22 protein-coding genes and 1 pseudogene are annotated in these 26148 nt (G+C 39.2%); 13 read left to right on the top strand and 10 right to left on the bottom strand.

Translation table 11 applies throughout. The features are described 5' to 3' along the window. The first annotated feature begins 66 nt into the window (after nucleotides 1-66). The gene (pdxR, locus tag L0668_RS01450) at nucleotides 67-1545 is read left to right on the top strand and encodes a MocR-like pyridoxine biosynthesis transcription factor PdxR (protein ID WP_235310279.1); all 1479 of its coding nucleotides are present in this window, start codon (nucleotides 67-69) and stop codon (nucleotides 1543-1545) included. Here the strand turns inward: pdxR and L0668_RS20820 are convergent. Together L0668_RS20820 and L0668_RS01440 are read right to left on the bottom strand one after the other, a co-directional pair. Continuing rightward, nucleotides 1529-2133 (bottom strand): annotated as a pseudogene (locus L0668_RS20820) (DUF6445 family protein). The gene pdxR and the pseudogene L0668_RS20820 overlap by 17 nt on opposite strands. 136 nt (nucleotides 2134-2269) lie before the next feature. Beyond that, on the bottom strand, nucleotides 2270-2704 hold the full coding sequence (locus tag L0668_RS01440) for a hypothetical protein (RefSeq protein WP_349815621.1): 435 nt from the start codon (nucleotides 2702-2704) through the stop codon (nucleotides 2270-2272). A 288-nt stretch (nucleotides 2705-2992) separates the two neighbouring features. On the opposite strand from L0668_RS01440, the gene asnS reads away from it, so the two are divergent. The 4 genes from asnS to L0668_RS01420 all read left to right on the top strand — a co-directional run bounded on the left by asnS (nucleotide 2993) and on the right by L0668_RS01420 (nucleotide 5956). Further along, nucleotides 2993-4390 (top strand): asparagine--tRNA ligase, encoded by a 1398-nt coding sequence (asnS, locus tag L0668_RS01435; RefSeq protein ID WP_235310278.1) that lies wholly within the window; start codon nucleotides 2993-2995, stop codon nucleotides 4388-4390. 110 nt (nucleotides 4391-4500) lie between these two features. After that, complete coding sequence (locus L0668_RS01430) at nucleotides 4501-5019, top strand: hypothetical protein (RefSeq protein ID WP_235310277.1); 519 nt, start codon at nucleotides 4501-4503, stop codon at nucleotides 5017-5019. A 477-nt stretch (nucleotides 5020-5496) separates the two neighbouring features. Beyond that, nucleotides 5497-5679 carry a type II toxin-antitoxin system CcdA family antitoxin gene (locus L0668_RS01425; RefSeq protein WP_235310276.1) on the top strand — a complete coding sequence of 61 codons (183 nt, stop codon included), beginning with the start codon at nucleotides 5497-5499 and terminating at the stop codon, nucleotides 5677-5679. A 49-nt stretch (nucleotides 5680-5728) separates the two neighbouring features. Next, entirely contained in the window at nucleotides 5729-5956 is a 228-nt protein-coding gene (locus tag L0668_RS01420; protein ID WP_349815624.1) for a CcdB family protein, read from the top strand. A 708-nt stretch (nucleotides 5957-6664) separates the two neighbouring features. Here L0668_RS01420 and aldA read toward each other — a convergent pair. From aldA to L0668_RS01395, 5 genes are all read right to left on the bottom strand, one after another. Continuing rightward, nucleotides 6665-8128: an aldehyde dehydrogenase gene (gene aldA / locus L0668_RS01415; protein ID WP_235310274.1), complete on the bottom strand. Its 1464-nt coding sequence runs from the start codon at nucleotides 8126-8128 to the stop codon at nucleotides 6665-6667. A gap of 5 nt (nucleotides 8129-8133) precedes the next feature. Beyond that, entirely contained in the window at nucleotides 8134-8898 is a 765-nt protein-coding gene (locus tag L0668_RS01410; protein ID WP_235310679.1) for a 2,5-didehydro-3-deoxy-L-galactonate 5-reductase, read from the bottom strand. A 73-nt stretch (nucleotides 8899-8971) separates the two neighbouring features. Beyond that, on the bottom strand, nucleotides 8972-9994 hold the full coding sequence (locus tag L0668_RS01405; RefSeq protein WP_235310273.1) for a zinc-dependent alcohol dehydrogenase: 1023 nt from the start codon (nucleotides 9992-9994) through the stop codon (nucleotides 8972-8974). Between the two features lie 9 nt (nucleotides 9995-10003). After that, entirely contained in the window at nucleotides 10004-11110 is a 1107-nt protein-coding gene (locus L0668_RS01400; RefSeq protein ID WP_235310272.1) for a mandelate racemase/muconate lactonizing enzyme family protein, read from the bottom strand. A 280-nt stretch (nucleotides 11111-11390) separates the two neighbouring features. Next, on the bottom strand, nucleotides 11391-12461 hold the full coding sequence (locus tag L0668_RS01395) for a patatin-like phospholipase family protein (RefSeq protein ID WP_235310271.1): 1071 nt from the start codon (nucleotides 12459-12461) through the stop codon (nucleotides 11391-11393). 231 nt (nucleotides 12462-12692) lie between these two features. On the opposite strand from L0668_RS01395, the gene L0668_RS01390 reads away from it, so the two are divergent. From L0668_RS01390 to L0668_RS01365, 6 genes are all read left to right on the top strand, one after another. After that, complete coding sequence (locus L0668_RS01390; RefSeq protein WP_235310270.1) at nucleotides 12693-13217, top strand: PTS sugar transporter subunit IIA; 525 nt, start codon at nucleotides 12693-12695, stop codon at nucleotides 13215-13217. A 130-nt stretch (nucleotides 13218-13347) separates the two neighbouring features. Beyond that, nucleotides 13348-13692 (top strand): ArsC family reductase, encoded by a 345-nt coding sequence (locus tag L0668_RS01385; protein WP_235310269.1) that lies wholly within the window; start codon nucleotides 13348-13350, stop codon nucleotides 13690-13692. After that, nucleotides 13689-14819, top strand: a complete 1131-nt coding sequence (gene dapE, locus L0668_RS01380; protein WP_235310268.1) for a succinyl-diaminopimelate desuccinylase — start codon at nucleotides 13689-13691, stop codon at nucleotides 14817-14819. The genes L0668_RS01385 and dapE overlap by 4 nt, the downstream gene beginning before the upstream one ends. Further along, nucleotides 14816-15493 carry a M15 family metallopeptidase gene (locus tag L0668_RS01375; RefSeq protein ID WP_235310267.1) on the top strand — a complete coding sequence of 226 codons (678 nt, stop codon included), beginning with the start codon at nucleotides 14816-14818 and terminating at the stop codon, nucleotides 15491-15493. Before dapE ends, L0668_RS01375 begins: the two co-directional genes overlap by 4 nt. After that, nucleotides 15490-15636: a DUF2897 family protein gene (locus tag L0668_RS01370; protein ID WP_235310266.1), complete on the top strand. Its 147-nt coding sequence runs from the start codon at nucleotides 15490-15492 to the stop codon at nucleotides 15634-15636. Before L0668_RS01375 ends, L0668_RS01370 begins: the two co-directional genes overlap by 4 nt. 342 nt (nucleotides 15637-15978) lie before the next feature. Further along, complete coding sequence (locus tag L0668_RS01365) at nucleotides 15979-19080, top strand: TonB-dependent receptor (RefSeq protein WP_235310265.1); 3102 nt, start codon at nucleotides 15979-15981, stop codon at nucleotides 19078-19080. 471 nt (nucleotides 19081-19551) lie between these two features. On the opposite strand, the gene L0668_RS01360 is transcribed toward L0668_RS01365, so the two are convergent. Continuing rightward, entirely contained in the window at nucleotides 19552-20829 is a 1278-nt protein-coding gene (locus L0668_RS01360) for a JmjC domain-containing protein (protein ID WP_235310264.1), read from the bottom strand. Nucleotides 20830-21102: 273 nt separating this feature from the next. On the opposite strand from L0668_RS01360, the gene L0668_RS01355 reads away from it, so the two are divergent. Then, nucleotides 21103-22593 (top strand): tryptophan halogenase family protein, encoded by a 1491-nt coding sequence (locus L0668_RS01355; protein WP_235310263.1) that lies wholly within the window; start codon nucleotides 21103-21105, stop codon nucleotides 22591-22593. Between the two features lie 103 nt (nucleotides 22594-22696). On the opposite strand, the gene L0668_RS01350 is transcribed toward L0668_RS01355, so the two are convergent. Then, nucleotides 22697-24205 carry a tryptophan halogenase family protein gene (locus L0668_RS01350; RefSeq protein ID WP_268820143.1) on the bottom strand — a complete coding sequence of 503 codons (1509 nt, stop codon included), beginning with the start codon at nucleotides 24203-24205 and terminating at the stop codon, nucleotides 22697-22699. Continuing rightward, nucleotides 24202-25368 (bottom strand): tryptophan halogenase family protein, encoded by a 1167-nt coding sequence (locus tag L0668_RS01345; RefSeq protein ID WP_235310262.1) that lies wholly within the window; start codon nucleotides 25366-25368, stop codon nucleotides 24202-24204. Before L0668_RS01345 ends, L0668_RS01350 begins: the two co-directional genes overlap by 4 nt. Between L0668_RS01345 and L0668_RS01340 the strand changes: the two genes are divergently transcribed. Further along, on the top strand, nucleotides 25363-26094 hold the full coding sequence (locus L0668_RS01340) for a TonB-dependent receptor domain-containing protein (RefSeq protein WP_235310261.1): 732 nt from the start codon (nucleotides 25363-25365) through the stop codon (nucleotides 26092-26094). The two genes, L0668_RS01345 and L0668_RS01340, sit on opposite strands and share 6 nt — an antisense overlap. Nucleotides 26095-26148 lie beyond the last annotated feature (54 nt).

Below are 26148 nucleotides of genomic sequence, written 5' to 3'. Positions count from 1 at the left end.
GTAGGTTTACTATCTGTATTTTATGGTCTAACGTAAACAACCACATTTAAATATAATGATAGACCAGTGACTATATTTGAATCAAATAATACAAACTCAGATATACCAAAATATTTGCAGTTGGCAGAGGCGATTAGAAATACCATAAGAAACGGCAAGTTATTGGCTAAAGATAATCTCCCTTCGGTAAAGTCTATTAGCCAAGATATGCACATTAACCGCCATACAGTGATGAAAGCCTTTGCCGAGTTAATTGCCGAGGGCTGGATAGAGTCTAAACAAAGAGTGGGTTATACAGTGGTGGCTAATCTGCCAATTGAACAAAGCCAATCCAGTTCAAATGTTACAACTCGGCAAAGATCTTTTGATTTTAGATTAGTTAGGAATGGGATCAAGCTTACGGACTATCCAGCGGAACAATTCACTTATAATTTTTCAGGTGGCCAGCCGGACCTATCGTTATTTCCATTTAATGAATTCAAACGGCATATGTCTGCCGTGTTAGCTCGCCCGCAAACATCACAATTGTCTTATGGCGAAAGTGCAGGTACACCAGAGCTAATTGAACAAATAAAAATATATTTACGAAAATCTAGAGCCATAACCAATCGAGAAGTGGTTGTTACCAATGGCTCACAAGAAGCCATGTATATCCTTGCTCAACTGTTACTAAAACCAGGGGACAAAGTAGCTGTTGAAGGTATTAATTATCCTCCGGCCATGTCAATTTTTAAAAACGCAGGTGCTGAATTAGTTTGCATTCAACAAGATGAACAAGGCTTGTTACCAGAAGACTTAGCTGTAAAAATTAGCCAAGGTAATATTCGGTTAATCTATCTAACCCCACTGCACCAATACCCCACTGCAGTTACATTATCAGTCTCCCGTCGAATGAAAATATATCAACTAGCCTGTCAACATAAGATCCCTATTATCGAAGACGATTACGATCATGAATTTCATTATCGATGCCAACCGTTGCCACCAATGGCATCTGAAGATCCGCAACAACTGGTTATCTATATGTCTACCTTTTCAAAAATTATGTTTCCAGGGGCTAGAATCGGCTTAGTCGCTGTTAATAAAAAATTAGCTAAGGCCATCACTGAATACAGGTTATTAATTTGCCACAAAAGTAACGTATTAATGCAATCTGCTTTAGCTAAGTGGATGCAGGACGGAGGATTTGAACGTCACTTGAGGCGGATCACTCGGACCAATTTACATCGTAGAGATCATGCTATCAGTCTATTACACAGCTATGGCTGTTTTGAATTTGAAATCCCCGATGGTGGTATGGCTCTTTGGGTTAAACTTAAGCAGGTTAACCTCAAACAGAACACTGTTACGGATAGCAAGATAAGCGCCAGCCAACTTAGTGAGCAAGCCAAAAAATGTAATATCCGTATTCAACATGAAAGCCAATATCAATTAATAGCCGAAAATAACCAAGATCGTTATATACGTATTGGTTATGCGGGTATGCACGAAGATAAATTTGCCAAAGGTATAGAATTACTTTTTGGGATTATTCAAAGTCAATAAACATATTTGCTGTCAAACGCCCCACTTTTACATCGCTGTTAATATCCTTAGTAGGATGAACGGCTGGAGAATGTAACAAACTCCCTGGGTAAACTAACAGTCGATTTTGTTGGTAACCAATCGTTGTTGAGCAATCAAACTGAAGATCTGCTTTGGTAAAATATTGTTGATAAAAAGTGCCCGGATGGGCTTGCAAAAATTCAGTTACCGACTGCAAATACTGAGGTTTTCGTGATTGATTAATCCTTTCAAACCCGGTAGGTTTATGATGAAAAAATGACGTACCACCAAACACCCCTGGATTAATATAATGCAAAACAGCAAAATAATAAGGGTTGGTATTGTCATAATGAGGTAAGCAATGTCGCTCTTCTAACTCATCTTCTATTAAAGAAATTTGCGAGTATTTACCCGCTTTGACAGTTAAATTTACCCCTGTTGGAACTTGTTTACTCTTTGAAAAAGAGGTAATAAAAATTCAGCTACCAGTTCGGTGTAACTCGTAGGTAATTTAGCTCTAATTCCTGGATATGAGGTTAACCGTTCAAGTTGAAAACTAGCATCATGATGTGCATGCTTTAAGATCATTTAAGAAATCGTCAATCACAAAAACCCGAGATTTCTTAGCCCCCACTTCGAGCATTTGATGACGAAAATTGGGGTTAATCGACAAGTTCAAATTAGGTCCTGTTTTAACATAAAGAATTCCAATGCCAAGCAGGCTCTATGGATTAAATTCAAAATATAAAATAATTAAGCTAGAGATAGCAATAAACATCAAGACATAACCGTTTATGCCGTATTGATCTTTTTCTCGTCTATTGCGTTTACGTTTCATTAGTAACACAGCGGCACTAATTGCGACACAGCAACAAAGCAATCCCACCAAATAAATACTTAGGGTTTCAGACCATTCCTCTCGTCCTTCAACACCCCAAAATGCTTGCACCCCAGAAACAAATTCAGGTCTAGCATCATGAAAGACCAACAGAGCGGCGATAAACACGAACCAACCTAATACATTCACTCCCACCATTATCTGAAAAAACCTATCATTTTCTCGTGGCGTCTTACGTCTATTTTTAAACGATTTGTCTGATGGTTCATTCATTTTCATATAATATCGATTGGGTTGAACTAAAGCTGCTTGTGTTTTCATATTAAATTTATGATTTTTCTTGAGTCTAGGTGTCACCTGCGTAATATCACACATCTTGTGTAAATAGCTAAGTTAACAACCCAGAGATTGTTGTTATATTAATATTGTTTTCGGCTAACCCCAAATTTTCATTAGGCTAAATCGTCTTGGCATTGTTTTATCTTGATACCTTGAAGATGTAATTTACAATGAAGTTCAGCTAAATTACCGCCTTTTAATAAAAGACCTAAAGATTAAAATAAACTAGGCTAATAGGCCACAATAACCCAGATATATGGAGAGAAGTACATGGCGCATGCTCCGGTGGCAGACATTTTTGCCGGTAATTATTCAGTTGGTGACCAAGTCACCGTTAAAGGGTGGGTTAGAACTCGCCGCGATTCAAAAGCAGGTTTATCCTTTGTGGCATTACACGACGGTAGTTGTTTTGATCCCATTCAGGTTATTGCCCTTAATACTCTAAAAAATTATGCCGACATTCAAAAACTTACTGCCAGTTGTTCCATCGAAGCTACTGGCCTATTAAAAGCATCTGAAGGCCAAGGCCAGTCGTTAGAAATCGATGCGCAAAAGATTACTATTGTGGGTTGGGTAGAAAACCCAGATACCTACCCTATGTCGGCCAAACGTCATAGTATTGAATATTTACGTGAACACGCCCATCTGCGCCCACGTACTAACGTGATTGGCGCAGTTACTCGTGTTAGAAACTGTTTATCTCAGGCTATCCATCGCTTTTTCCACGAGCAAGGATATTGCTGGATAAGTACGCCTATCCTAACCGGCAGCGACACCGAAGGGGCCGGTGAAATGTTCCGTGTATCCACCTTAGATATGATGAACTTACCTAAAACCGACACAGGTGATATAGATTACTCTAAAGACTTCTTTGGAAAAGAAACATTCTTAACCGTATCTGGCCAATTGAACGGCGAAACGTATGCTTCAGCCATGTCAAAAATATACACCTTTGGTCCCACTTTTCGAGCAGAAAACTCAAATACCAGCCGTCATTTGGCTGAATTTTGGATGATAGAACCAGAAGTGGCCTTTGCAGATTTAGCCGACATAGCGCAACTATCTGAAGACATGCTGAAATACGTATTCAAAGCTGTATTAACAGAACGAGCTGATGACATGGCCTTTTTTGCTCAGCGGATCAATAAAGAAGCCATCACCCGTTTAGAAAAAGTCATAGACCAAGACTTTGTGCGTATGGACTACACAGACGCCATAAAGATATTACAAAACTGTGGGAAAGAGTTCGAATTCCCAGTTGATTGGGGAGTTGATTTATCTTCTGAGCACGAACGTTACTTAGCTGAAGAACATGTTGGCGCACCAATTATTATGCAAAACTACCCGAAAGACATTAAAGCTTTCTACATGCGCATTAATGACGACGGAAAAACCGTAGCCGCTATGGACGTCTTAGCACCAGGTATTGGCGAAATCATAGGTGGTTCACAACGTGAAGAACGCCTAGATGTATTTGACCAGCGCCTAGAAGAAATGAACTTAAATAAAGAAGACTACAGCTGGTATCGTGATCTACGCCGTTATGGCACAGTTCCCCATGCAGGGTTCGGTTTAGGTTTTGAGCGTTTGGTAGCTTATGTGACAGGTATGCAAAACGTCAGAGACGTAATTGCATTTCCACGTACACCGGGCAATGCAAATTACTAGTGACTAAGTATTAAATACAAAACTAATAGCCATCTTTTTTGGGTGGCTTTTTTATGACTTCACTTTTTAAGTATAAACCTTTTTAATTTTTTACCATAAACGAGAAAAACATGGCTTCAGCTAAATTACACAATGACTTTAGAAAATACCACAGATGGTTAGGCTACTTTTTAGCAGGGATCATGGCTGTTTATTCAATCAGCGGGATTTTACTTATTTTCCGTAAAACAGATTTTTTAAAGTACAACTACAGCATTGAAAAACAACTTTCTGTAGAACTGGATGAAAACTCACTTAACAGTGCGTTAAACATTAAAAACTTAAAAGTATTAGAAGAGTCACCAGACAAAATCACCTTCGAACAAGGTTATTATGAAAAAAATACCGGTTTAGCCTTTGTCAATAAAAAGGACTACCCTGCCCCTTTAGCTAAAATGGTAAAACTACACAAAGCCACCCATGGCAGCCCGTTGTTTATTTTAAACATTAGTTTTGGCCTAGGCTTACTATTTTTTGTCATTTCCTCTTTTCTGATGTTTATGCCGAAAAATGCGATATTTAAAAACGGCATCAAAATAGCAGGACTCGGATTTCTATTCGCATTATTAGTGGTGATATTTGGCTCTTGATTCAAGTTGTTACCCGTCAGTCGATAATCGATAAACACCTTCAATAAGAAGGTGTTTTTGTTTTTAAAGGATGGCTTGATTACTTAACCTCAGTACTGGATAAAATGTCGTAAAAATATAGTTTCCCCTTTTATTCAATAGGTTAACCGGAATATCAACTATGCAGGAGATCAAAGTAAGGGCAAGAGCAGTAAATTTTTGTTCCTATAAAGAAAGGTACTCTGAATCTTGTCTAGTCATTCTAAACCCATTTAGAGCAACGCCTATAAGGACAAAAAGAGCCACCTTGCAGAGGGCGAAAGGTAGAGTAACACAGGAGCAGTTACCGAGATGGCTATAAACAAAGCGAATACCTTTAACACCGAAAACTTTACAATGCGCTTAAGGAATTTAAGACAAATTTTGGAGCTATTCCATGAGTTCACTCTATAATTCCACTGCCCCTAAAAAACGACTAATTTAAGTATTAACAGTGACTTGCTGCAAAAAACTAGAGAGTTAAATATTAATTTGTCTGCTAGTTTAGAACAGGCACTTAAGGATAAACTTAAATTGGTTGAGGCTGAAAAATGGAAGCAGGAAAACAAACAGGCTATTTCAGTGTATAACCAATTTGTTGAAGACAGCCGCTGTTTTAGTGAAGAGTATCGAGAATTTTAATGACTCAGTTTGACGTCTATACCAACCCGAGTATTAAAACGCGTCAGGCATTCCGTATATAGTCGATATTCAACATCCCATTTTAGATGATTTATCCACACGCTTAGTGATCCCCTTAGGAAACGCTAGGGCTTTCCAAAATAAAACACTCAACAAGTTAACCCCCACCCTAGATTACGAAGGAAACACCTACCTTATACTCACACCTCAACTAACTTCAATGCCACCACAGTTCTTACAAAATCCAATAGGCTCAATGAGATCCCTAAGAGAATAAATTATCAACGCAATAGACTTCGCCATTACAGGTATTTAAAGTTCCATTATTTAAAACCCAATGTGCGAAGCACATGCTTTTGATTTTCACGCGACTGAAACTTCTCCTAAAAATATCTATCCTGGGTGAAGCAGGTTTCTTTAGAAGCGAAGCTTCGTCCTGTTAAACGGCTTGCCATGGAGGGCAAGACTGGGTGCATATTATCATGGATGTGCTTCTGACTAACTTTAGGTAAATTGCTTTAAGGCATCTTTCATAGCAGGGAGGCGGCTTATGCCCGTTTCGACATTTAAGGATAGATATTTTTAGATTAGGGAAGTTTGTGGACCAATAGACGTTTTATGAAATGCATCCTTGCATTTCACCCTTCGGGTCATCCTAAGGATGTTCAAATTCATTCCCGATGAATTTGTGGTTACTTTTGAGTCTTTTTAAAAGTAACTGGTGCAACAAGGATGTTGTATCAAAAACGCATGCAACCGCCATGGACGGCGGAAGGTAGAGTAACGCATGGAGCAGTTACCGAGATGACGGTGAACGAAGTGAATAATCTTAATTAGCTTGCGAATGCTTCATGCTCGTAGCGCTTCACCAAACGTTGTGCATAAAAAAAGACCAAGGTTTTCACCTTGGTCTTTTGTATAGTTTTAAACTTTACATAAAACTTATTAAATAAAGCTTTTTACGTACCGTTTTTAAAAGAGGGTTTTATACCTCTTTTAAATAAACCGTTTTCTTCTCTAGGTATTGCTCAAGACCAAACTTACCGTCTTCGCCACCAAAACCTGATTGTTTCCAACCGTTATGGAAACCTTGATGTTGCTCACCCATTCCACGGTTAAGGTACACTTCACCTACTTCTAGTTCTTCAATAAAGCGGTTAATACCAAAGAAATCTTTAGTAAAGATATACGCACTTAACCCATAGACGCTGTCGTTACAGTACTCAATAGCTTGATCAATATCTTTGATTTTAACAATCGGTAATACCGGACCAAAAGTTTCTTCGTGTACCGCAATATTATCCTGCTTTACATCTACAAGTAAGGTTGGCTCGTACCAACAGCCGCCTTCAAAACCAGTTACATCAGCTACTTTAGCACCGGTTGCAACCGTTGCACCTTGCTTAATGCTTTCTTGCACTATGTGGTCGATATTATCGATTTCACGCTGGTTACACTTAGGACCCATTTGTGTATCTGGGTTCATTGGGTCGCCAACTTTCAAAGCTTTAACTGCTGGTACAAACTTTGCCATGAATTCGTCGTAAATACCTTCTTGCACGTATAAACGTTCAACACAGGTACATACCTGACCACAGTTAGCAAAACGTCCCCATAAGGCACCTTCTACCGCTTGGTCAACGTCAGCATCGTTCATCACCACCATAGGGGCTTTACCACCTAGCTCTAACATAACTGGTGTCATGTATTCTGCCGAGGTTTTATAGATTTGTTTACCGGCAACAGTTGAACCTGTCATGGTGATCATTTTAGTAATTGGGCTTTCGCAAAGGGCTTGACCGACAACTGAACCTGAACCATTAATTACATTTAACACACCTGCTGGAATACCCGCTTCGTTAGCGATACGGCCTAATTCAGTAGTGGCTAGTGGTGTTTCTTGAGTAGGCTTTAATACAATTGAGTTACCTGTAACCAAAGCTGGGCCAATTTTACGACCAGCTAAAGCTAGTGGGAAATTCCAAGCAGTAATACCTACCACAACACCACGTGGTACTTTATGAATATAAATTTTTTCGTTTTCGTTATCAGAAGGTAAAATGTCACCTTCGATAGTCAAAGCATTGTCTGCAGCGTAGTCGATAAAAGTAGCGGTTACGTCTACTTCCATCTCAGCAACTGATAACAATTTACCTTGCTCTGCCACTAGCATAGGCGCTAGAAGCGATCTATTTTCGCGAATTTTATTAGCGAAAACACGCAAGATATTTTGACGAGCACGCGCCGTAAGTTTCGCCCACTTCTTTTGCCCAGCGGCTGCTGATTCCAGAGCCAGTTGTGCATCTTGTGCACAGCCTTCTGGAATTTCACCGATTTTTTCACCGGTAGATGGGCTCAATACTTCAATGATGCCATCAGCTTTAGATGCGACGTATTCACCATCGATAAAGTTTACATTGTTCTTAAATTGGAAATTTAATGAGCTCATCAGGATTATCTCCCCATCCAACCGCCGTCTACCAATAAGATAGCGCCGTTAACATAACTTGCCGCTTCAGAGGCCAAAAATACTGCAGGGCCCTTAAAGTCTTCTGGGTTACCCCAACGGCCTTGTGGAATACGACCTAAAATAGCAGCAGAACGCTCTGGATCATTACGTAGCGCTTCGGTGTTGTCGGTATCGATGTAACCTGGAGCAATACCGTTTACGTTCACGCCTTTACCAGCCCATTCGTTAGATAAAGCCATCACCAATTGACCAATCGCACCTTTACTGGCTGCATACCCTGGAACTGTGATACCGCCTTGGAAAGTTAATAATGAAGCAGTAAAGATAATTTTACCTGCGCCACGCTCAACCATGTCTTTACCGATTTCACGGCTTAGAATGAATTGTGAATTAAGGTTAACGTCAATTACGTTGTCCCATAAGTCATCACCGTGCTCAGCAGCTGGTGCACGTAAAATTGTACCGGCGTTGTTAATCAACACATCAATTTGTGGATAGTCAGCTTTGACCTGTTCGATAAAAGCATATAAAGCTTTACGATCTGAAAAATCACATTGATACGCTTTAAAGTTACGACCTAACGCTTTTACTTCTTTTTCTACTGCAGAACCTTCAAGCTCTAAACTAGCAGATACACCAATTATGTCAGCGCCTGCTTCAGCTAAACCTAGTGCGATACCCTTACCAATACCACGTTTACAACCTGTAACTAAAGCCACTTTGCCTTCAAGGCTAAATTTTTCAAACATACTATTCATTTTTAAAATCTCTTATTTAAAGCTCTGATACCAAACCTTTTTATAAAGCTCTTTTTGATATCAATTATTCTGCGTTACATTCAACCAATGCTTTCATACCTTGTGGATTGTTATCCATGCTCGCAAAGGCATTGCCAATATCAGCTAGAGGGTTTACCGAGCTTATAAATGGTTTTAGGTCAATCTCACCAGACGAGATTAATTCAATCGCCCAATCAAAATCGGCGGCTTCATAAACGCGAGCACCTAATAATTCTAGTTCTTTCCAGAAAAACTGAAACAAATCAATCGGTGGCGCAGTTGAGTGAATAGCGACCATAACAATACGACCACGACGACCAGCCACTTGAGTCATGGCTTCAATGGCTGGTAATACACCAGATACTTCAAATACTACATCAGCACCTTTAGTGCCTGTCCAATCATCAACATAAGCAGCTAAATCTTGTTCAATTGGATTAACTGATTTAACTCCTAACTCATCAGCAAATGCACGTCGGCTTTCGTTTGGTTCAGACACCAACACTTCAGCACCGACACTCTTAGCAACAGCAGCCACTAACTGGCCAATTGGGCCTCCCCCGAGTACCACAGCTTTTTCACCTGCTTTTAAACGTGAACGACGTACATCGTGACATGCAACAGATAAAGGCTCTACTAAGGCACCTTGTTTGAGATCAACACCTAAAGGCAATTTATGTAAGGTACGAGCTTTCACTGTCCAACTTGATTGGAAAGCACCAGGAGTGTCAATACCCATAAATTTAAGGTTTTGACAAATGTGAGTGTGTCCAGCTAAACAAGTTGGACATTCGCCACACCAATCAAGAGGACGAACTACCACTTTTTCACCAATGGCAAAACCTGTAACGCCATCACCTAATTCAGCCACCACACCTGAAATTTCGTGGCCGATAGTAGCAGGAGGATTAACACGTGCATCCATTACACCATGATAAATATGCATATCTGTTCCACAGATCCCTACATATCCAACGTTTAAACGAACTTCACCCGCTTGAGGCGCAATTGAAGTCCCTTCAACTACAGTGAATGATTTATTACCAATATATTGTGCTGCTTGCATAATTTTACCTTAAGACTTTTTAACTAAATGTGGAGCTAACAACGCATCATCAAACACTACCCCAGTACCGGGAACATCTGGAGCTACTGCATAGCCATTTTCATCGATTTTTATCGGATAATGAGTATATTCATCAATCGGGAATGAATGCACTTCTAAATAACCAGAATGAGGTTGAGATGCCAACAGCGAAACATGCAATTCATGCATACCATGGCTACATAACGGCAAATTATGTTTTGCAGCTAAATCAGCAACTTGTAAGAAGCCAGTAATACCACCAATATTAGAAGCATCTGGTTGTAAATAACCAAGTTTAGCTTGAGCTACAGCATATTCAAACTCATGGAAAGTATGTAAGTTTTCGCCCATGGCAAGTGGAATGTTAATCGCCTCAGAAATTTCACCAAAACCTAGGTAATTATCAGGAATGGTAGGCTCTTCAAACCAAGTAATATTATATTGCTCAATTGCGTTACCAAACCGAATGGCTTCATCTACGCTTAATGAATAATTTGCGTCAACCATAAACACACGGTCTGGACCAATCGTTTTGCGTACAGCAGCCACACGGCTAACATCTTCGAGGTAATCTTCTTTACCAACTTTGATTTTTACTGCTTCAAACCCTCTATCCAAGTACCCTTGAATATTGTTTAGTAACTTTTCTTCTGAGAAGTTGAGATCGATACCACCAGCATAACAATTAGTTTTATTACTTGCACCGCCTGCTACTTGCCACAAAGGCTGGCCAAGTCGTTTACACTTAATGTCCCAAAGGGCGATATCCATAGCTGAAATAGCAAAACTTAAAATCCCCCCTCTGCCTACATAGTGATATTCCCACTGTAACTTATCCCAAATCTCATCGATTTGCGATGCATCTTTACCGGTTAACAAAGGACGCATTTCATCATGCAGCAATGAGTATATTGCTCTGCCCCCTTTGCCGCCGGTGTAGGTATAGCCTACACCTTGAGCGCCGTCTTCACAGGTTACACGAGACAATATCAATTCAAAATGAGTATGGTCTCCGTGCTTGGCATCAGATAACACTTCAGCTAAAGGGATGTTGTATAATTCTATTTCTATTGCTTTAATTTTATTTATATTCATTCTTAACTAAACCAAGCAGTTACAGTTTATTGTTAACAATCTACACCAATATACAGGTCTTTGTAAAGCCATAATTAAACAGCTTGTTAACTCATCCAGTATTATTACAAAGCCAAGGTATCATTATTAACCAAAGGAAGTGATAAATTATGCCACAACAAGAATCACTGACAAATAAATAGATCTAAATATGCACTTTTAATTTACCACTAAGCTTAATTTAGAAGTAATCGATAAAAAATCTTAAAACACGGTAAAGTTAAAATATAAATTATTTTTTTTAAAAGCAAAACTCAATAGGTTTAATTTGCTGTACAACTTGCTGCTTATCAAACAAATCTTTAAATGTTTGACCTAGTTGATCACTTTGAGAAATCACTGCTTGCCAATAATTAATTCTTTGTTCTGCGGGCATAGTTTCAAAGTCTTTTCGGTCTGGTATTTTGCCATAAGGCAAATTTGCTATAAATTCATCAGAGGGCACTAACATCACCACATTATCGTAACTACTGCTATGTGGAGTGCGGTTTTTAATAGATTTATCAAACCAACCGGGGACTGCCTTGGAATAAAAATGGGGATATAAAACTAAACCGTCTACAGGAGCAAATTTAAGGTCAAAATGGTAATCAATTATACCACCATCTCGATAAACTCCTTTTGGCACTCCTTGAATATCTTGCACACCTTCAATCACAACGGGGATAGAGCCTGAAGCCATCAAGGCTTGTGATAAATTTTGCTTAGAAAGCTCAGCAGAAAAAGACGAAAGACTATAAGGATCGTTAAATTTTAACTTTGTATTTGGAACAGAAAAAACATACCTTTGATAAAATTTGTCCAACCAACGTCGGTTAATAAAATTAGCCCCGGCACTTAATCCTAAACCAGCCATTTGTATGAGTTTGTTTTCATGCTTTGTTAAGCCTTTACATTTAGCCACTATAAAATGCGCTTTAATCAAGGGGTTATTAATAATCTGCTCTGGGCCATTTTCACCTAATACATAGTCAAGTAAAGCCACACCTTTTTGGGTTATTTCTTTGGCAGTTGGTTTATCTGAATAAACCGTATGCGAATATCTATCGGCCAAACGATTAATCGCCGCTAAGGGATCTTGTTGAGCAAAACAAGCCATTCGAAATGCTCCTGCCGAAGAGCCAATTGCATGTATAGGCTTAGCTCGCCCTGCAAAAAATTCTGGAAAAATATAACGGTCAAGCCCTGCAAGTACGAACCACTTAGGTCCACCAGAAGCACCTAATATAGTGTCAAACAAATCAGCACTAAAGCCTTCTTGTTGAATTCTCATAAATGCTTTTTTTCCCGCATAAATATCTAACAATCTCATATTTTTCCATACTAATTAGCTTAATTAGTGCTAAAAAACACCCATAGCACAATTTACGAACAACAGATAAAACATTATACATATCAATAAATTAAACTACATATAAACAGTACTCAACAGAGTTATCCACAGATACAGTGGATAAAGCTAACTTGACATAAATTAACTGGCCTGTTTATCTCTTAAGCAATTAATTAGTACAACTTAGACTCTTTTTTTTAGCAAAGGCAAATGGAATACAAAGCAAGCATGACTTTACTCGGAAAACTCGTCAAGGCGGATAACCTTCCCAAACATAGCAAAAAGTTAGCCATATCTAGTCCGCTAAGTGGCGCCGTTGTGCCCTTAGATGAGGTTCCACATGATTTATTCAAGCATAGGTTATTTGGTGAAGGAGTTGCCATCAAACCTTCAGGTTATCAAGTTATTGCGCCATTTAATGGCCATATCATGGAGTTTCCAGAATTAGCCAATCAAATAAGATTAAAAGCTAAAAATGGATTACAAATACAAATTCAACTAGGAATTGATTCACACCTTTTAATGGCAGAAGGATTTAAGCGCATAAAAAAACCAGGTGATAGCTTTATACAGGGGGACATAATTGCCGAATTCTCACTGATTAAAATGAAAAAACAATTACCCAGCATTTTATGTCCTGTTACTCTACTCAACAGCGAAAAAGTAACAGCTATTTTACCCCATTACTATTCTGTAATCGCAGGCGAAGACACCATAATGAGTATTTTAATTTAAGCCTTCTTTTATAACCAAAGCCATAATTAATAGCTATTTGAACCTTTACCAAACTAACCCTTTATCGTTATAGTCTTGAGTAAAATAATTTATCTTTTCAATAACACTGGGAAATATGACACAGGACAATATGACAACTCTTTACGGCATTAAAAATTGCGACACCATTAAAAAAGCCAAAGCATGGTTAAACGATAATAATATTGATTTTAATTTTCATGATTACCGTCAAGACGGCTTAGAGCTAGACTGGTTGACAACAACTGAACAAAAGTTAGGCTGGGAAGTACTACTCAATAAACGTGGTACTACATTTCGCCAATTATCTGAAGTGCAAAAACAACAACTTGATAAAGAATCAGCCATTCAATTAATGCTTGAGCAACCCGCTATGATTAAACGCCCTGTACTTATCTATAAAGGGCAATACTTTATCGGATTTAAAGCGCCGCAATACCAAGAGATTTTTTCATGACACACACAACTATTGGTCTGACAAAAGACCTAATCAACCGAAAATCAGTCACACCAGAAGATGCGGGCTGCCAAGATTTAATGGCTGATATTCTTGAACCGTTAGGTTTCAAAATTGAAGATCTAACCTTTGATGACACCAAAAACATTTGGGCTAGAAAAGGCACCGAAGATCCGGTTTTTTGTTTTGCCGGGCACACAGATGTGGTGCCTTCAGGGCCAGCAGAAGCATGGCAAACTCCACCATTTGAAGCGACCGAAAAAGATGGTTATTTACATGGTAGAGGGGCTGCAGACATGAAAGGTAGCTTAGCCGCTATGTTAGTTGCCACCGAAAAGTTTGTAAAAAATAATCCAGACCACAAAGGTTCGATTGCCTATTTAATCACGAGCGACGAAGAGGGCCCGTTTATCAATGGCACCACTCGGGTAATTGACACACTCGAAGCCAGAAATGAAAAAATCACTTGGTGCTTAGTTGGCGAACCATCAAGCACTGATGAAGTAGGTGATATCGTTAAAAATGGCCGCCGCGGCTCCTTAACTGGTGACTTAGTAGTAAAAGGAATTCAAGGGCATGTGGCGTACCCTCATCTAGCCCAAAACCCTATTCACGAATCTGCTTTGGCTTTAGCAGACTTAGCTAAAACGAAATGGGATGACGGCAATGACTCATTTCCACCAACGAGTTTTCAAATATCGAACATTAATGGCGGAACGGGTGCCGGAAACGTTATACCGGGCGAACTAAAAATTTGTTTTAACTTTAGGTTTTCTACTGAAGTGACCGATCAAGAGTTAATTGAACGAACCACAAAAATATTAGATGCTCACAATTTACAATATGATATTGAGTGGACCTTCAATGGCCAACCTTTTCTAACCGACTCTGGGGATTTAGTCGAAGCTACTCAGCAAGCCATCAAACACTGTACTGGTCGCGATACACTATTATCAACCGCTGGCGGTACCTCAGACGGTCGATTTATTGCACCTACTGGAGCTCAGGTAATTGAACTAGGACCAGTGAATGCTACTATTCATAAAATTGATGAATGTGTGAAAATGTCGGATTTAGACACGCTAACTGATATTTATGAAGACATGTTAAAGCGACTACTAGGGTGATTTCAAGCGCGCACATTTTAGGCCAAGACGAAAGCTTGTTGGTAGAATGCCAACAGGGTTTTAAGTTGTTACCTAAAGTGTGCGCTGCATTTAAACAAATGCAATTAGCGGCTGCTAAAGATCAAATCGATATTCAAATTGTCAGTAGCTATCGCAGTTTTGCACGTCAACTACATATTTGGCAAAAAAAATGGACGGGTAAAACGGCCATTTTAGATATCAATGAACAAGCAATTGATATTTCTACCATTACCAACCAACAAAAGTTGTTTGCTATTTTAACTTGGTCTGCACTACCTGGTGCTAGTCGTCACCATTGGGGCACTGATTTAGATGTATATGACAAAAAATCAGTAGTTGAAAGTGGGCATAACTTTCAATTGGTTTGTAGCGAATATGAAGCTGAAGGGCCCTGTGCGGCACTAAATACTTGGTTAAGTAAATATGCACAAGATTTTAACTTTAATCGCCCATACCATACTTATAAAGGTGGTGTAGCAGCCGAGCCATGGCATTTAAGTTTTATGCCTATCGCTCAAAAAATTGAGGCTCAACTAGACATTAGCTTATTAAAGCAAACACTTATCAATTCTGGTATAGAAGAGCCAAAACTTATTATCGAAAACCTAGAGATTATCTTTAATCAATTTGTATTAAACCGAGGAAAATCATGAATATATGGTGGGTAGTTGGAATTATTGTACTAGTTTTGGGATTTATTATTGGTAATATATTGTTGCTACAACAAACCGCTAAAACCAAATTTCCTAAAGTGAGTAAAGACAACAATGCGTCATACGACAAAGATGAAGATTAAGATACATAGTTAAACCGCTAGAACCATGTGTTACTATTACCTAAAAACCACAAAAAACAAATTACATAAAAACAAAACTACATTTCATAAAAAATAAAATCAACTCGCAAAAAGCATATTTACAAAAACCAAATCACCAGTAAAATCATAAACTTAAACCCCAAACCTTACATATCACACTATACAAAATATATTACACATAATAATAATAACAATTACAACTTATTGACATTTATTAACCATAATCTTAACGTTAAACCCGATTTCAGAAAACGAGATATGTTTTCCAGAAGATCATGTACACACCACACTTTGATTAGAATAACTAAAGGAACAAGTACAATGAGATCACCGAGTCAATTTCAAAAATCAATACTCGCTACCAGCATAGGTATTATGCTGGGAACAGTTGCCATGACTTCCGCCCTAGCGCAAGAAACTGATGACACTGAAGTTATTCAGGTTCGAGGGATAAGAGGAAGCTTACAAGAATCAATGAGCATCAAGCGTGAATCTAAAGGTATCGTTGATGCAATATCCGCAGAAGACATAGGTAAATTCCCTGATTCAAATTTGGCAGAGTCACTACAACGAATCACAGGTGTATCAATAGACCGTAACAACGGTGAAGGTGATAAAATTACTGTTCGTGGTTTTGGCGGCGATAACAACATGGTGACGCTAAACGGTCGTTTAATGCCGGCAGCTGATGCCTATGGAAATGGTGGCGGTTCTGGACGTGCATTTAGTTTTGCTAACCTAGCCTCTGAAAGCGTTCGTGCTGTTGAAGTATATAAAACAGGTAAAGCAAATATCACGGCAGGCGGCATAGGTTCTACTGTTAATATAGTCACGGCTAAACCTTTAGATAATCCCGGCATGCACGCTAGTGTAGGTGGTAAACTTGTTGGTGATACAACAGTTGACCAAGGTGATAGCATAACGCCAGAATTATCAGGTATATTCAGTTTCACAAATGACGATGCAACTTGGGGTGTAGGTGTTTCCTTCAGTAAGCAAGTTCGTCATAGTGGCTCAGCTCGTGCTGGTGTTAGTGGCTGGAACTACGCTAATTGGGATCCTAGCTATGATGCGGCAAATGATGTTATGCAATATCAATCGTTTGCTATTGTTGAAGGGCCAAACGGTGAAACAGACCCAGCTTATACCGATAGCAGAATCACCAATGCGCCAGCAGATGGACAATTGTTTGCTCGTCCAAATGATTTACGCTTTTTTCACAATGATTTTGAACGTGACCGCACTAATGCACAGGTAACCTTACAATTAGCACCTACAGACGATTTAACTGCGACCCTCGATTACACCTATGTAAACAACAAAGTTCAACAACATGAAGCTCAATCTGGTTTCTGGGCAAACCGTAGTTACGACTCAGTGACATTTGACACGGATCAACCTGTAGCCACTATGGTACAAATCAATGAATATTTGGGTGGTGCAAAAGATAATACTGCGACACAAATTTGGAACCATCAAGTTAACTCAATTGATTCTATAGGTCTTAACCTTGAGTATGTGGTAAATGATAACTTTGCCTTGACGCTAGATGTTCATGATTCAAAAGCGGAAAGTTTACCAGACGATATGGAAGCAGCTGGAGTTGGTAGAATAACAATGGGTATGGCAGCACCAATTGGTTTAACTCAAAACTATGATTTTTCTGGCGATATTCAAACTTTAGCAGTCACCATAGATGATAGTGTTAAACCAAGAGCATCTGACTTACCAGCACCTAACGGTGTATGGGACGCGACAGACGTAGGTACGAACCAACCACAATTTGGTGGATCATCACAAGTTACTGATATTTCTCAGATAAAACTAGACGGAAGTTACCAATTTGACGAAGGTCAATTTGACTTTGGTATCGAAACCCGAAGTATAGAAATGCACCAGCAAAATGTTAATCTTAGATTCAACACTGGCAGTTGGGGCATCAACAGACCAGGGGAACTTCCTCCAGGTTCATTAGAAGAATTTGATTTAATGGGTCGTTTTGAAGACTTCAATATGGGTAACCACGGTATTACTTCTTTCCGCGGTAATGCCATAGACCTCATACAATGGGCGAGTCAAACATATGATTTCGATTACTCAGTTGCGCCTAGCAACAGACCCAATGCAACAGCAGCAAGCGAAAATGATCACCTTGTAGAAGAAGATGTGTTTTCAGCTTATTTTCAATATTCATTAAATGGCGAAATTGGTGGTATGGAAACCAATATATTAGCGGGTGTTCGTTATGAAAGCACAGAATTGATGTCAACATCTGTGCAAACTATACCGATTGCTGCGCGCTGGGAAGCTAATAATGACTTTACAACAGTCACGGGCCCAGAAAGTAGCCATGTAACCGAAAACCACAGCTACAACCACGTGTTACCCAGTTTGGATATTGACGTATCTATTACCGACGATCTTAAAGCGCGCATGTCATTTGGTCAAACTATGGCTCGAGCAAGTTATAACAACCTACGCGCTTCTGTATCCATAGGCGGTTACAACTCAGCGACTCTGTTAGGCGGAATACCTGATGCAACTTCATCTAACCCTGGTTTAGTACCACTATTATCAACCAATACTGACATTTCATTAGAATACTATTTTGATGATACCAGTTACGTATCTGTAGGTTATTTCGATAAACGTGTAAGTAACTTTATCGGTAATGAACAAGTCAGGCTACCTCAGTTTGATTTACGTGATGCGACGGGTGGGCCAAGAGCACAAGCTGCAGCTGATGCATTAGCATCAATAGGTAAAGGCTTAGACGAAACTCACTTGTTTACTATGGTCGCTATTTTAGATAACCCGCAGGATTTCCCGAATGGCGCGGCAGATTACTTGACCAAAGAGGCTGAATTTGCCGACGAATCTGCTTTCGAGTTCTACATGGAGAAGTATAACATCTTGCCAAATGGTGACGACCCACTCTACCAGTTCTTAACTTCACGACCAGTAAACAACAAAGATGCCAATATTTACGGTGCTGAAATTGCAGCGCAACATTTCTTTGCTGATACAGGTTTTGGTTTACAAGCTAACTACACTTTAGTACGTGGTGACGTAAAATATGACAATACTGCTGCACCCACTGTATCCCAGTTTGCATTAACGGGCTTAAGTGATACAGCTAACGTTGTTGCCATGTATGAAAAAGACGGTTGGCAAGCTCGTTTAGCTTACAACTGGCGTGATGACTTCTTAAATGAAGCAGGAACTCAACCTAGATACATAGAAGCATACTCACAATGGGACTTCACTGTAAGTTATGACGTAATGGAAGACCTAACCGTGACATTTGCGGGCCTTAACATAACTGACGAAAATCAACGTGTTTACGGGCGGTCTATCAGAGCAACTTATGACGTAACCGACTTAGGCGCTCGTTATACCTTAGGTGCTCGTTACAACTTCTAATAACAAATAAATAGTTTCTATTACCAATGGTAATAGAAACTCATTTAACACACTATAAAGCCGCTATCTTTCGATTAGCGGCTTTATTTTTTCACTCATTCTTTTGCCCAAGTTTTCTTTTGTCTAATCATGAGAGCCTGTTGATCTTTGCTGTATGGATTTTGTTCTAAGTAAAGGCTTTTTAATCGAGGCGCAGTGTTGAAGGCCTATTAATATAAGTCGAAATACTGCAACACAAAAAATATCTGGAATATTTTTGAACAGCTTTAGCTGGCCAGCTTGCAGGTGAGCTACAAGGATGTAGCGAGTAAAGAGTAAAAAGCCTTTACGACGAATCCTACGGACAGTGTTTGTGCGGTATTTCTACTGCTTCAGCACTCATTTATGTAGAACGACTACACTGCAATCGTGCTTCATTGTATAAATACCGCACAACTCACTGCAAAAACATACAGCAAAGATCAACAGGCTCTAGGCCAAACTAATGATGCCAAATTTATACAATATCTGTAGATAATGTATGGCTTCATTTGGGGTTAAGCCTTTGGCTTGTTGTTGTATTGCCATGATTTCTGGAATAGTAAAATTAGCAGGCTGCGCACACAACCTTTGTAAAATAGGCGTAAGAGTAATTGGGAATTTATGTATTTCATTGTTAAAGGAAATTAATAATAATTCTTGAAACTCAATGTAACGTAATGGTGGCGCTGTCACCGTAAACAAGCGTTCAGGACCAACATTAGGCAAAGCTCTAATTTGAGTTTTGCCAGCATACCCTGCCCGTGTTAATGATCGTAGCCAAGGTTCCACCAGAGAATCTGTATTAACTAAAGCTTGAAAGTCAGCTAACCGAGCACTTAAATAATCTGACACCTCAGCAGGTACTCTTCCTGCAACCTTTTCAACTGTTGCAGGAGGACCACCTCGCCAATCTGGATTAGAATCGGCTAAGTCCTTAAGTGCAGGCATAATATGCTCAAGGTAATTTTGAGGAGAAAAAGAAAGATTCAAGGCCATAGAACATCCAATACCACAAGCTGAGTGCCAAGCACCCGCAGGCAAACAAAGAATATCACCAGGCTTTAACACCACCTCCTTCATTTCCATTTCCTCAGGTAGTGTTCCGACACTCTTATTGGTTTTTCCAGCCTGATAAACCGCATTAGTTTTAGGCCATATTTTTGCTGCTTTAGTAGAATATTTCCAACGTTTTTGCCCGGCTATTTGGATGGTAGTAGCGACTCTCGCATCATAATGCATAGGAAACCCAGAACCGTCTTGAGAGACATAACAATTGATGCCCACAGTGCCAGTAAAATTAAGTTGGGCACTGATGGCAAGGGCCCATTTAGCCAGAAAGGGATCGGCCATTTGAATGTTTGAAATACAGATTGTTCCACCGTCATTTAATACCTCAATAACTTGATCATGGCTTATCTCGTTTGCGCCATGAGGATCACCTGAGTCTTCACCTTCCGCAAATGAAGCCTTTATATTGTAAAGCTTATCAGTAATACTTTCGCCGCGTTTAAGGGCTAACCTTAGTTTTTCCCAACTAAAAATATGTTCTATCTTTTTAGCGGATCCTTTGGTGTATAAAGAGTTTTTTGCGAAATGAGTAGTCACAAATTCGTGGCGAGTAACTGGATCTAAAAGCTCGTCAAGTTCATGACCATTTAAGCTTGGTGCAGGTTGAGGCTCTTCAAATGAGTCGTTGCCAAGTAACGTACGAAAATCAGTTTTCCTCATAGGGCTTTCTTCTAATTTATTAGTTGGATGAATTATTAAATTCCTGACAAATATCAATTGATTAGTTCAATATAATTCACAATCAATGTATATTTTTAAGTGCTTCCATCATACATCAACAGCCTGTTCCTGATAAATTATTATACATAAATATTGAAAAATAAAACGTAATCAAAATTTCTAATATGTTATCAACTATTACTTATGCTTTTGTTTTGATTATGTTTAAATTAATCAATCTAAAAATTACTTAAATCAAAATAGAGGCTCAATTTGCAGCAATCAAAAAAACAAAAAATAGTTATTGCAGGCGGCGGCACGGCCGGTTGGATTGCTGCAGCAGCTATAGCCAAGCAGCTTGGCAGAGTGGTAGATGTTGAACTTGTAGAATCAGATCAAATTGGCACTATCGCAGTGGGCGAAGCTACTATTCCTCCTATGCGTACCTTTCACCATTTGTTAGGCATAGACGAACAGGAGTTTATGCGTGAAACCTCTGCTACCTTTAAGCTAGGTATCTCTTTCGAAAACTGGAAAGATCAAAACCAAGATTATATTCACTCCTTTGGTAAAACCGGGCAAGAAAGTTTTTTTGCTGACTTCCATCATTTTTGGCTAAGAGGTTTACAAGAAGGACATACCGCCGATTTTTCTGAATATAGCTTGGAACTGCAAGCAGCCAAAGCAGGGAAATTTGTCAAATCTAAAAACCCTGAAATCAATTATGCCTACCATTTAGATGCAACCGCCTATGCAAAATTTCTGCGTAAATATAGCGAAGAACGAGGTATAAAACGTACCGAAGGTAAAATATCTAAAGTTAATAAAGATATGAAAACCGGCAACATCACTTCCCTCGAGTTGGGATCAGGCAAAACAATTACTGGTGACTTTTTCATCGATTGTACTGGTTTTAAAGGTTTGTTGATCGAACAAAGTTTACATACAGGCTATGAAGACTGGTCTCACTGGTTACCATGTGACAGCGCCTATGTGGTGCAGACTAAATCGACAGGCGAAGTCCTTCCCTATACCCGATCTATTGCCCATCAGGCTGGATGGCGATGGAATATTCCTTTGCAACATAGAATGGGCAATGGACTGGTTTATTGTAGTCAATACCTTGGACATGACGAGGCTAAAAAGCTATTAGTCGATAGTATTGAAGGTGAGATGATCACCGAACCAAGATTGATCAACTTTCGTACCGGTAGACGTTTAAAAGCGTGGAACAAAAACTGTGTTGCCCTTGGTTTATCCAGTGGTTTTATTGAACCTTTAGAGTCAACCAGTATTCACTTGATCACCACTGGCATAATCCGATTTATTCGCATGTTTCCTCAAGCTGGGATCATAGACTCCACTGTAGATGAGTTTAATAGGCAGACTAAATTAGAAATTGAACAATTACGAGATTTCATTGTTTTACATTACAATGTGACTAATCGTCAAGATTCAGCATTTTGGAATCATTGTAAAAATATGCAAATTCCTGAAACCCTGGCACATCGTATTGATTTATTTAAACAAAATGCCCAAGCCATGCAAATCGATGGAGAAATGTTCAGAGTTGATTCTTGGACACAAGTTATGTTTGGACAGGGCGTTATTCCTGAAAGTTATCATCCAATTGTGCATGCCATGAGTGCCAAAGAGTTATCTGCATTTTTGACTAATTATCGAAAACAGATACAGCAAGTGGTAGAAAAACTCCCCACTCATCAGGCGTTTATCGATCAATATTGTAAAATTCCTAGCAAATAGTAAGTATTAATATTGAGCAACATATTGATGATTTATGTTGCTCAGTTTTTACGTTTTAAGTGCACTTTAACTGAAATTTAAGCACGTGTTAAATGCCTCAAGATTACTTTGAAGCACACAGATCTTTTAGATATTGTTCGTGAGAAGGCATCACTTCCACACACCTTTTGGTTGCACGAAGCAATTCAGCCATTCTTATTTCTAACTTTTCATCATCTAAAATATCAGCGAGTGGATGATATCGTTTGGGCTCAATATTTTGTCCATTAAAAACCGCAAACCAACTTACCGAACTGAACAACTCCAAGTCTTCTCGATATAAACGCGCATTTTCTTTATAAATAGCAATACGTTCTTCAAGGGATTTTGGAATATCCATGGTTCGACAATAATCCCAAAATGGGCTGTCGTTTCGCTTGGTAGCGCAATAATGCAATATTAGAAAATCTCTAACTTGCTCATATTCTGTTTGAGTTTTTCTATTAAAATAATCGATATCTGGTTGATTAAAGGATTTATCAGGCCAATTAGTCATCAAGCGGGCTATGGCAGATTGGATCAAATGAATTGACGTAGATTCTAATGGTTCTAAAAACCCAGCTGCTAGACCAATAGCGACTACGTTTTTATTCCACGTTTTTTTACGAATGCCGGTTTTAAAACGTAATAATTTTGCTTCAGCGATAGCGGGTGTATCAAGATCCTTATTTAAACTAGCAAGGGCTTCGTCATCACTTAAAAATTGACTGCTATATACATAACCGTTTCCAGTGCGTGATTGCAGAGGAATACGCCACTGCCAGCCAGCTTCCTTAGCTGTGGCACGAGTATATGGAGGGAGCTCTTCTAAACGTTCACTGAGTCTGGTGACGGCTCTGTCACATGGTAAATAATGACTCCAGTCTTCATAACCGGTTTTTAATGTTTGTTCAATTAACAAACCTTTAAAACCCGAGCAATCAATAAACAGGTCACCACTAATAAGTGCGCCGTTTTCAAGCTCAATACTCTCAATATTTTGATTTTCAGTATTTTGTTTTACCTTGACAATTTTACCTTCGGTTCGTTTTACCCCACGTTCTTGGGCGACCTTACGCATCAACTGACCATACAAAGCTGCATCAAATTGATAAGCATAATCCATAGTTGCCATAGGTGATGATTTCAAATCAGGTCGCGGATGTTGAAATTTACCTGCTTTTGCCGCAAGCCCAGGTAAGCTAAATTCGTCTACTGGTTTAGCTGTGCCTTTTTGTTTCTGACGTAACCAAGTGTGATGAAAGTGCACCCCTTGCATATCAATGCCATAAGGACCAAATGGGTGCACATAACTATCACCAATATTTCTCCAATTAACAAACTCAATACCAAGTTTGAAAGTCGCACTGGTATTGCGCAGAAACTCATTTTCATCTATTCCAGCTAAGCGATTGAAATATTTAATATGCGGTATGGTGGCCTCACCCACGCCTACTGTACCTATGGCTTCAGACTCAACCAATCGAATACTAATATGTTGGCTTCCTAGTGATTTAGATAATGCTGCAGCGACCATCCAACCAGCAGTGCCGCCGCCAACAATAACGACATTTTTTATATTGTTGTGATTCAAGTTCTTACTCCATTTGCATATTTGTTAATAAATTCAGCGTGGGAAGGTAAACGACTGACAGCTTGTTTCATGGCAATATTCATAGAATCAAGGCTTCGCTGTATGTCACTTTTTGGAATGTCAGATAAAATAGGATCGTAAACTTCTGGCACAATATGTTGGCCTAACATAACAGCTATCCAGCTTGGTTTTGAAAATAGCTCTTGGTCATCACGAAATACCCGTCCTCCGGCTCTAAACAAGTCAATCTTGTGTTGTAAGCTATGGGGAATGGACATATTACGGCAATAGTTCCAGAACGGACTGTCGTCTCTTTGTGTAGCGTGATAATGCAAAATAATAAAATCCCGCACTTGAGAAAATTCTCTGCTCATCAGACGGTTATATTCATTTTGTAAAACATTAGATAATTGACCATCTGGATAGAGTGAAATAAACCTGACAATACCTTGTTGAATTAGAAAAATAGAAGTGGACTCTAAAGGCTCCAAAAAGCCACTTGATAAACCTAAACCAATACAATTTTTAAACCAAAAATGCTCACGACATCCGGTTTGAAAATCTATGGTACGAGCATCACCCAAAGGTTTAGCATCTAAACCTTTAAGTAATATTTGATTAGCTTCATCATCAGACATAAAATCACGACAATAAATATGCCCATTACCCGTTCGATGTTGAGTTGGGATACGCCATTGCCAACCGGCAGTTTTAGCCGTCGAAATGGTAAAAGGTAACAAAGGTTCAGTTCGCTCGCTAGCCACCGCCTGCGCCCGATTACAAGGTAACCAGTGACTCCAATCGGTAAACTTAACACCCAGTGTTTTTTCGAGTAACAGGGCTTTAAATCCGCTGCAATCAAAAAAGAAATCGGCATCAATTGATTGGCCGTTTTCTAAGGTCACACTTTGAATATTGCCTGAGTCTTGATGAGTCAGCACATTTTCAATCTTACCCTCTATTCGCATAACCCCCCGCTGCTGTGCATATTTTCGCAAAAAAGCAGCATATGCGGTGGCGTCAAAATGATAAGCGTAGCGTAAGTGAGATAGTACAGATTTAGGATTATTATCGGGCAATATAAATTTAGCCTGTTTAGCCGCAATAGAACAAATGCTGTAGTCTTCAAGGGCAGCTGTATTGCCACTATTTTTAGTGTGCAACCAACTTTATCGGTTAATTTAGACTTAGCCTTAGAATGGTATGGAGACGGAGGTAATTATTTCAGTCTTGCATTCTTTAATAAAGACATCAAAGACATAGTGCAAACAGGTACGATAGTTCAGGTTGACTCTGTCACTTTAGACGGAACTAATGTCCCCATATTCTACCAAGGCGCGGTCAATCAATCTGATGCTACTGTGACTGGTTTTGAGATTGCAGGTCAATACTTCTTTGATGAGTTAGAAGGTATTTGGTCTAACTTTGGGGTACAAGCCAACTATACCATGCTTGATGTGGATGCAGATTCACCACAACGCTCACTTGATGCAGATGGAGATGGTAACCCGGATGCTTTTGAAGGGATTGTGCGGGTTGAAAATCTAAATGGTGTTATTGGACAATCTGAAAACTTTGCTAACTTGGTAGGTATGTATCAAGACGATAAACTAGAAGTACGTCTTGCCTATCAATATCGTGACGAATTCTTAAACTCTTACGAGACATTTATCACAGGTAACCCCAATATCCAAGATGCAAACTTTTCTATAGACGCGTCAGTTAAATATCAAATAAATGACAATCTGCAAGTGAGTTTACAAGGAACTAACTTGACCGATGAATTGCAAACATCAAAAGATATATTGAACGATGGGGGACAAACCTTCCAACGTTCAAGCTTTATGTTTGATCGTCGATTCCAGTTTGGTGTGCAATACACTTTCTAATGTAAACCTAAAGGTTTAACCCAAAACGCCAAAGAGAAATCTTTGGCGTTTTTT

Source organism: Paraglaciecola algarum (assembly GCF_021532655.1).
GTDB lineage: Bacteria > Pseudomonadota > Gammaproteobacteria > Enterobacterales > Alteromonadaceae > Paraglaciecola > Paraglaciecola algarum.
This window is presented reverse-complemented; position numbering and strand designations above follow the sequence as displayed.

What these genes read in the sequence shown, in the direction of transcription:
- dapE (WP_235310268.1), top strand. Translation starts at nt 13,689, where the DNA reads ATGACACACACAACTATTGGTCTGACAAAAGACCTAATCAACCGAAAA.
- L0668_RS01400 (WP_235310272.1), bottom strand. Translation starts at nt 11,110, where the DNA reads ATGAATATAAATAAAATTAAAGCAATAGAAATAGAATTATACAACATC.
- asnS (WP_235310278.1), top strand. Translation starts at nt 2,993, where the DNA reads ATGGCGCATGCTCCGGTGGCAGACATTTTTGCCGGTAATTATTCAGTT.
- L0668_RS01430 (WP_235310277.1), top strand. Translation starts at nt 4,501, where the DNA reads ATGGCTTCAGCTAAATTACACAATGACTTTAGAAAATACCACAGATGG.
- L0668_RS01360 (WP_235310264.1), bottom strand. Translation starts at nt 20,829, where the DNA reads ATGAGGAAAACTGATTTTCGTACGTTACTTGGCAACGACTCATTTGAA.
- L0668_RS01395 (WP_235310271.1), bottom strand. Translation starts at nt 12,461, where the DNA reads ATGAGATTGTTAGATATTTATGCGGGAAAAAAAGCATTTATGAGAATT.
- L0668_RS01365 (WP_235310265.1), top strand. Translation starts at nt 15,979, where the DNA reads ATGAGATCACCGAGTCAATTTCAAAAATCAATACTCGCTACCAGCATA.
- L0668_RS01440 (WP_349815621.1), bottom strand. Translation starts at nt 2,704, where the DNA reads ATGAAAACACAAGCAGCTTTAGTTCAACCCAATCGATATTATATGAAA.
- L0668_RS01410 (WP_235310679.1), bottom strand. Translation starts at nt 8,898, where the DNA reads ATGTTTGAAAAATTTAGCCTTGAAGGCAAAGTGGCTTTAGTTACAGGT.
- L0668_RS01385 (WP_235310269.1), top strand. Translation starts at nt 13,348, where the DNA reads ATGACAACTCTTTACGGCATTAAAAATTGCGACACCATTAAAAAAGCC.
- L0668_RS01405 (WP_235310273.1), bottom strand. Translation starts at nt 9,994, where the DNA reads ATGCAAGCAGCACAATATATTGGTAATAAATCATTCACTGTAGTTGAA.
- L0668_RS01370 (WP_235310266.1), top strand. Translation starts at nt 15,490, where the DNA reads ATGAATATATGGTGGGTAGTTGGAATTATTGTACTAGTTTTGGGATTT.
- L0668_RS01390 (WP_235310270.1), top strand. Translation starts at nt 12,693, where the DNA reads ATGGAATACAAAGCAAGCATGACTTTACTCGGAAAACTCGTCAAGGCG.
- aldA (WP_235310274.1), bottom strand. Translation starts at nt 8,128, where the DNA reads ATGAGCTCATTAAATTTCCAATTTAAGAACAATGTAAACTTTATCGAT.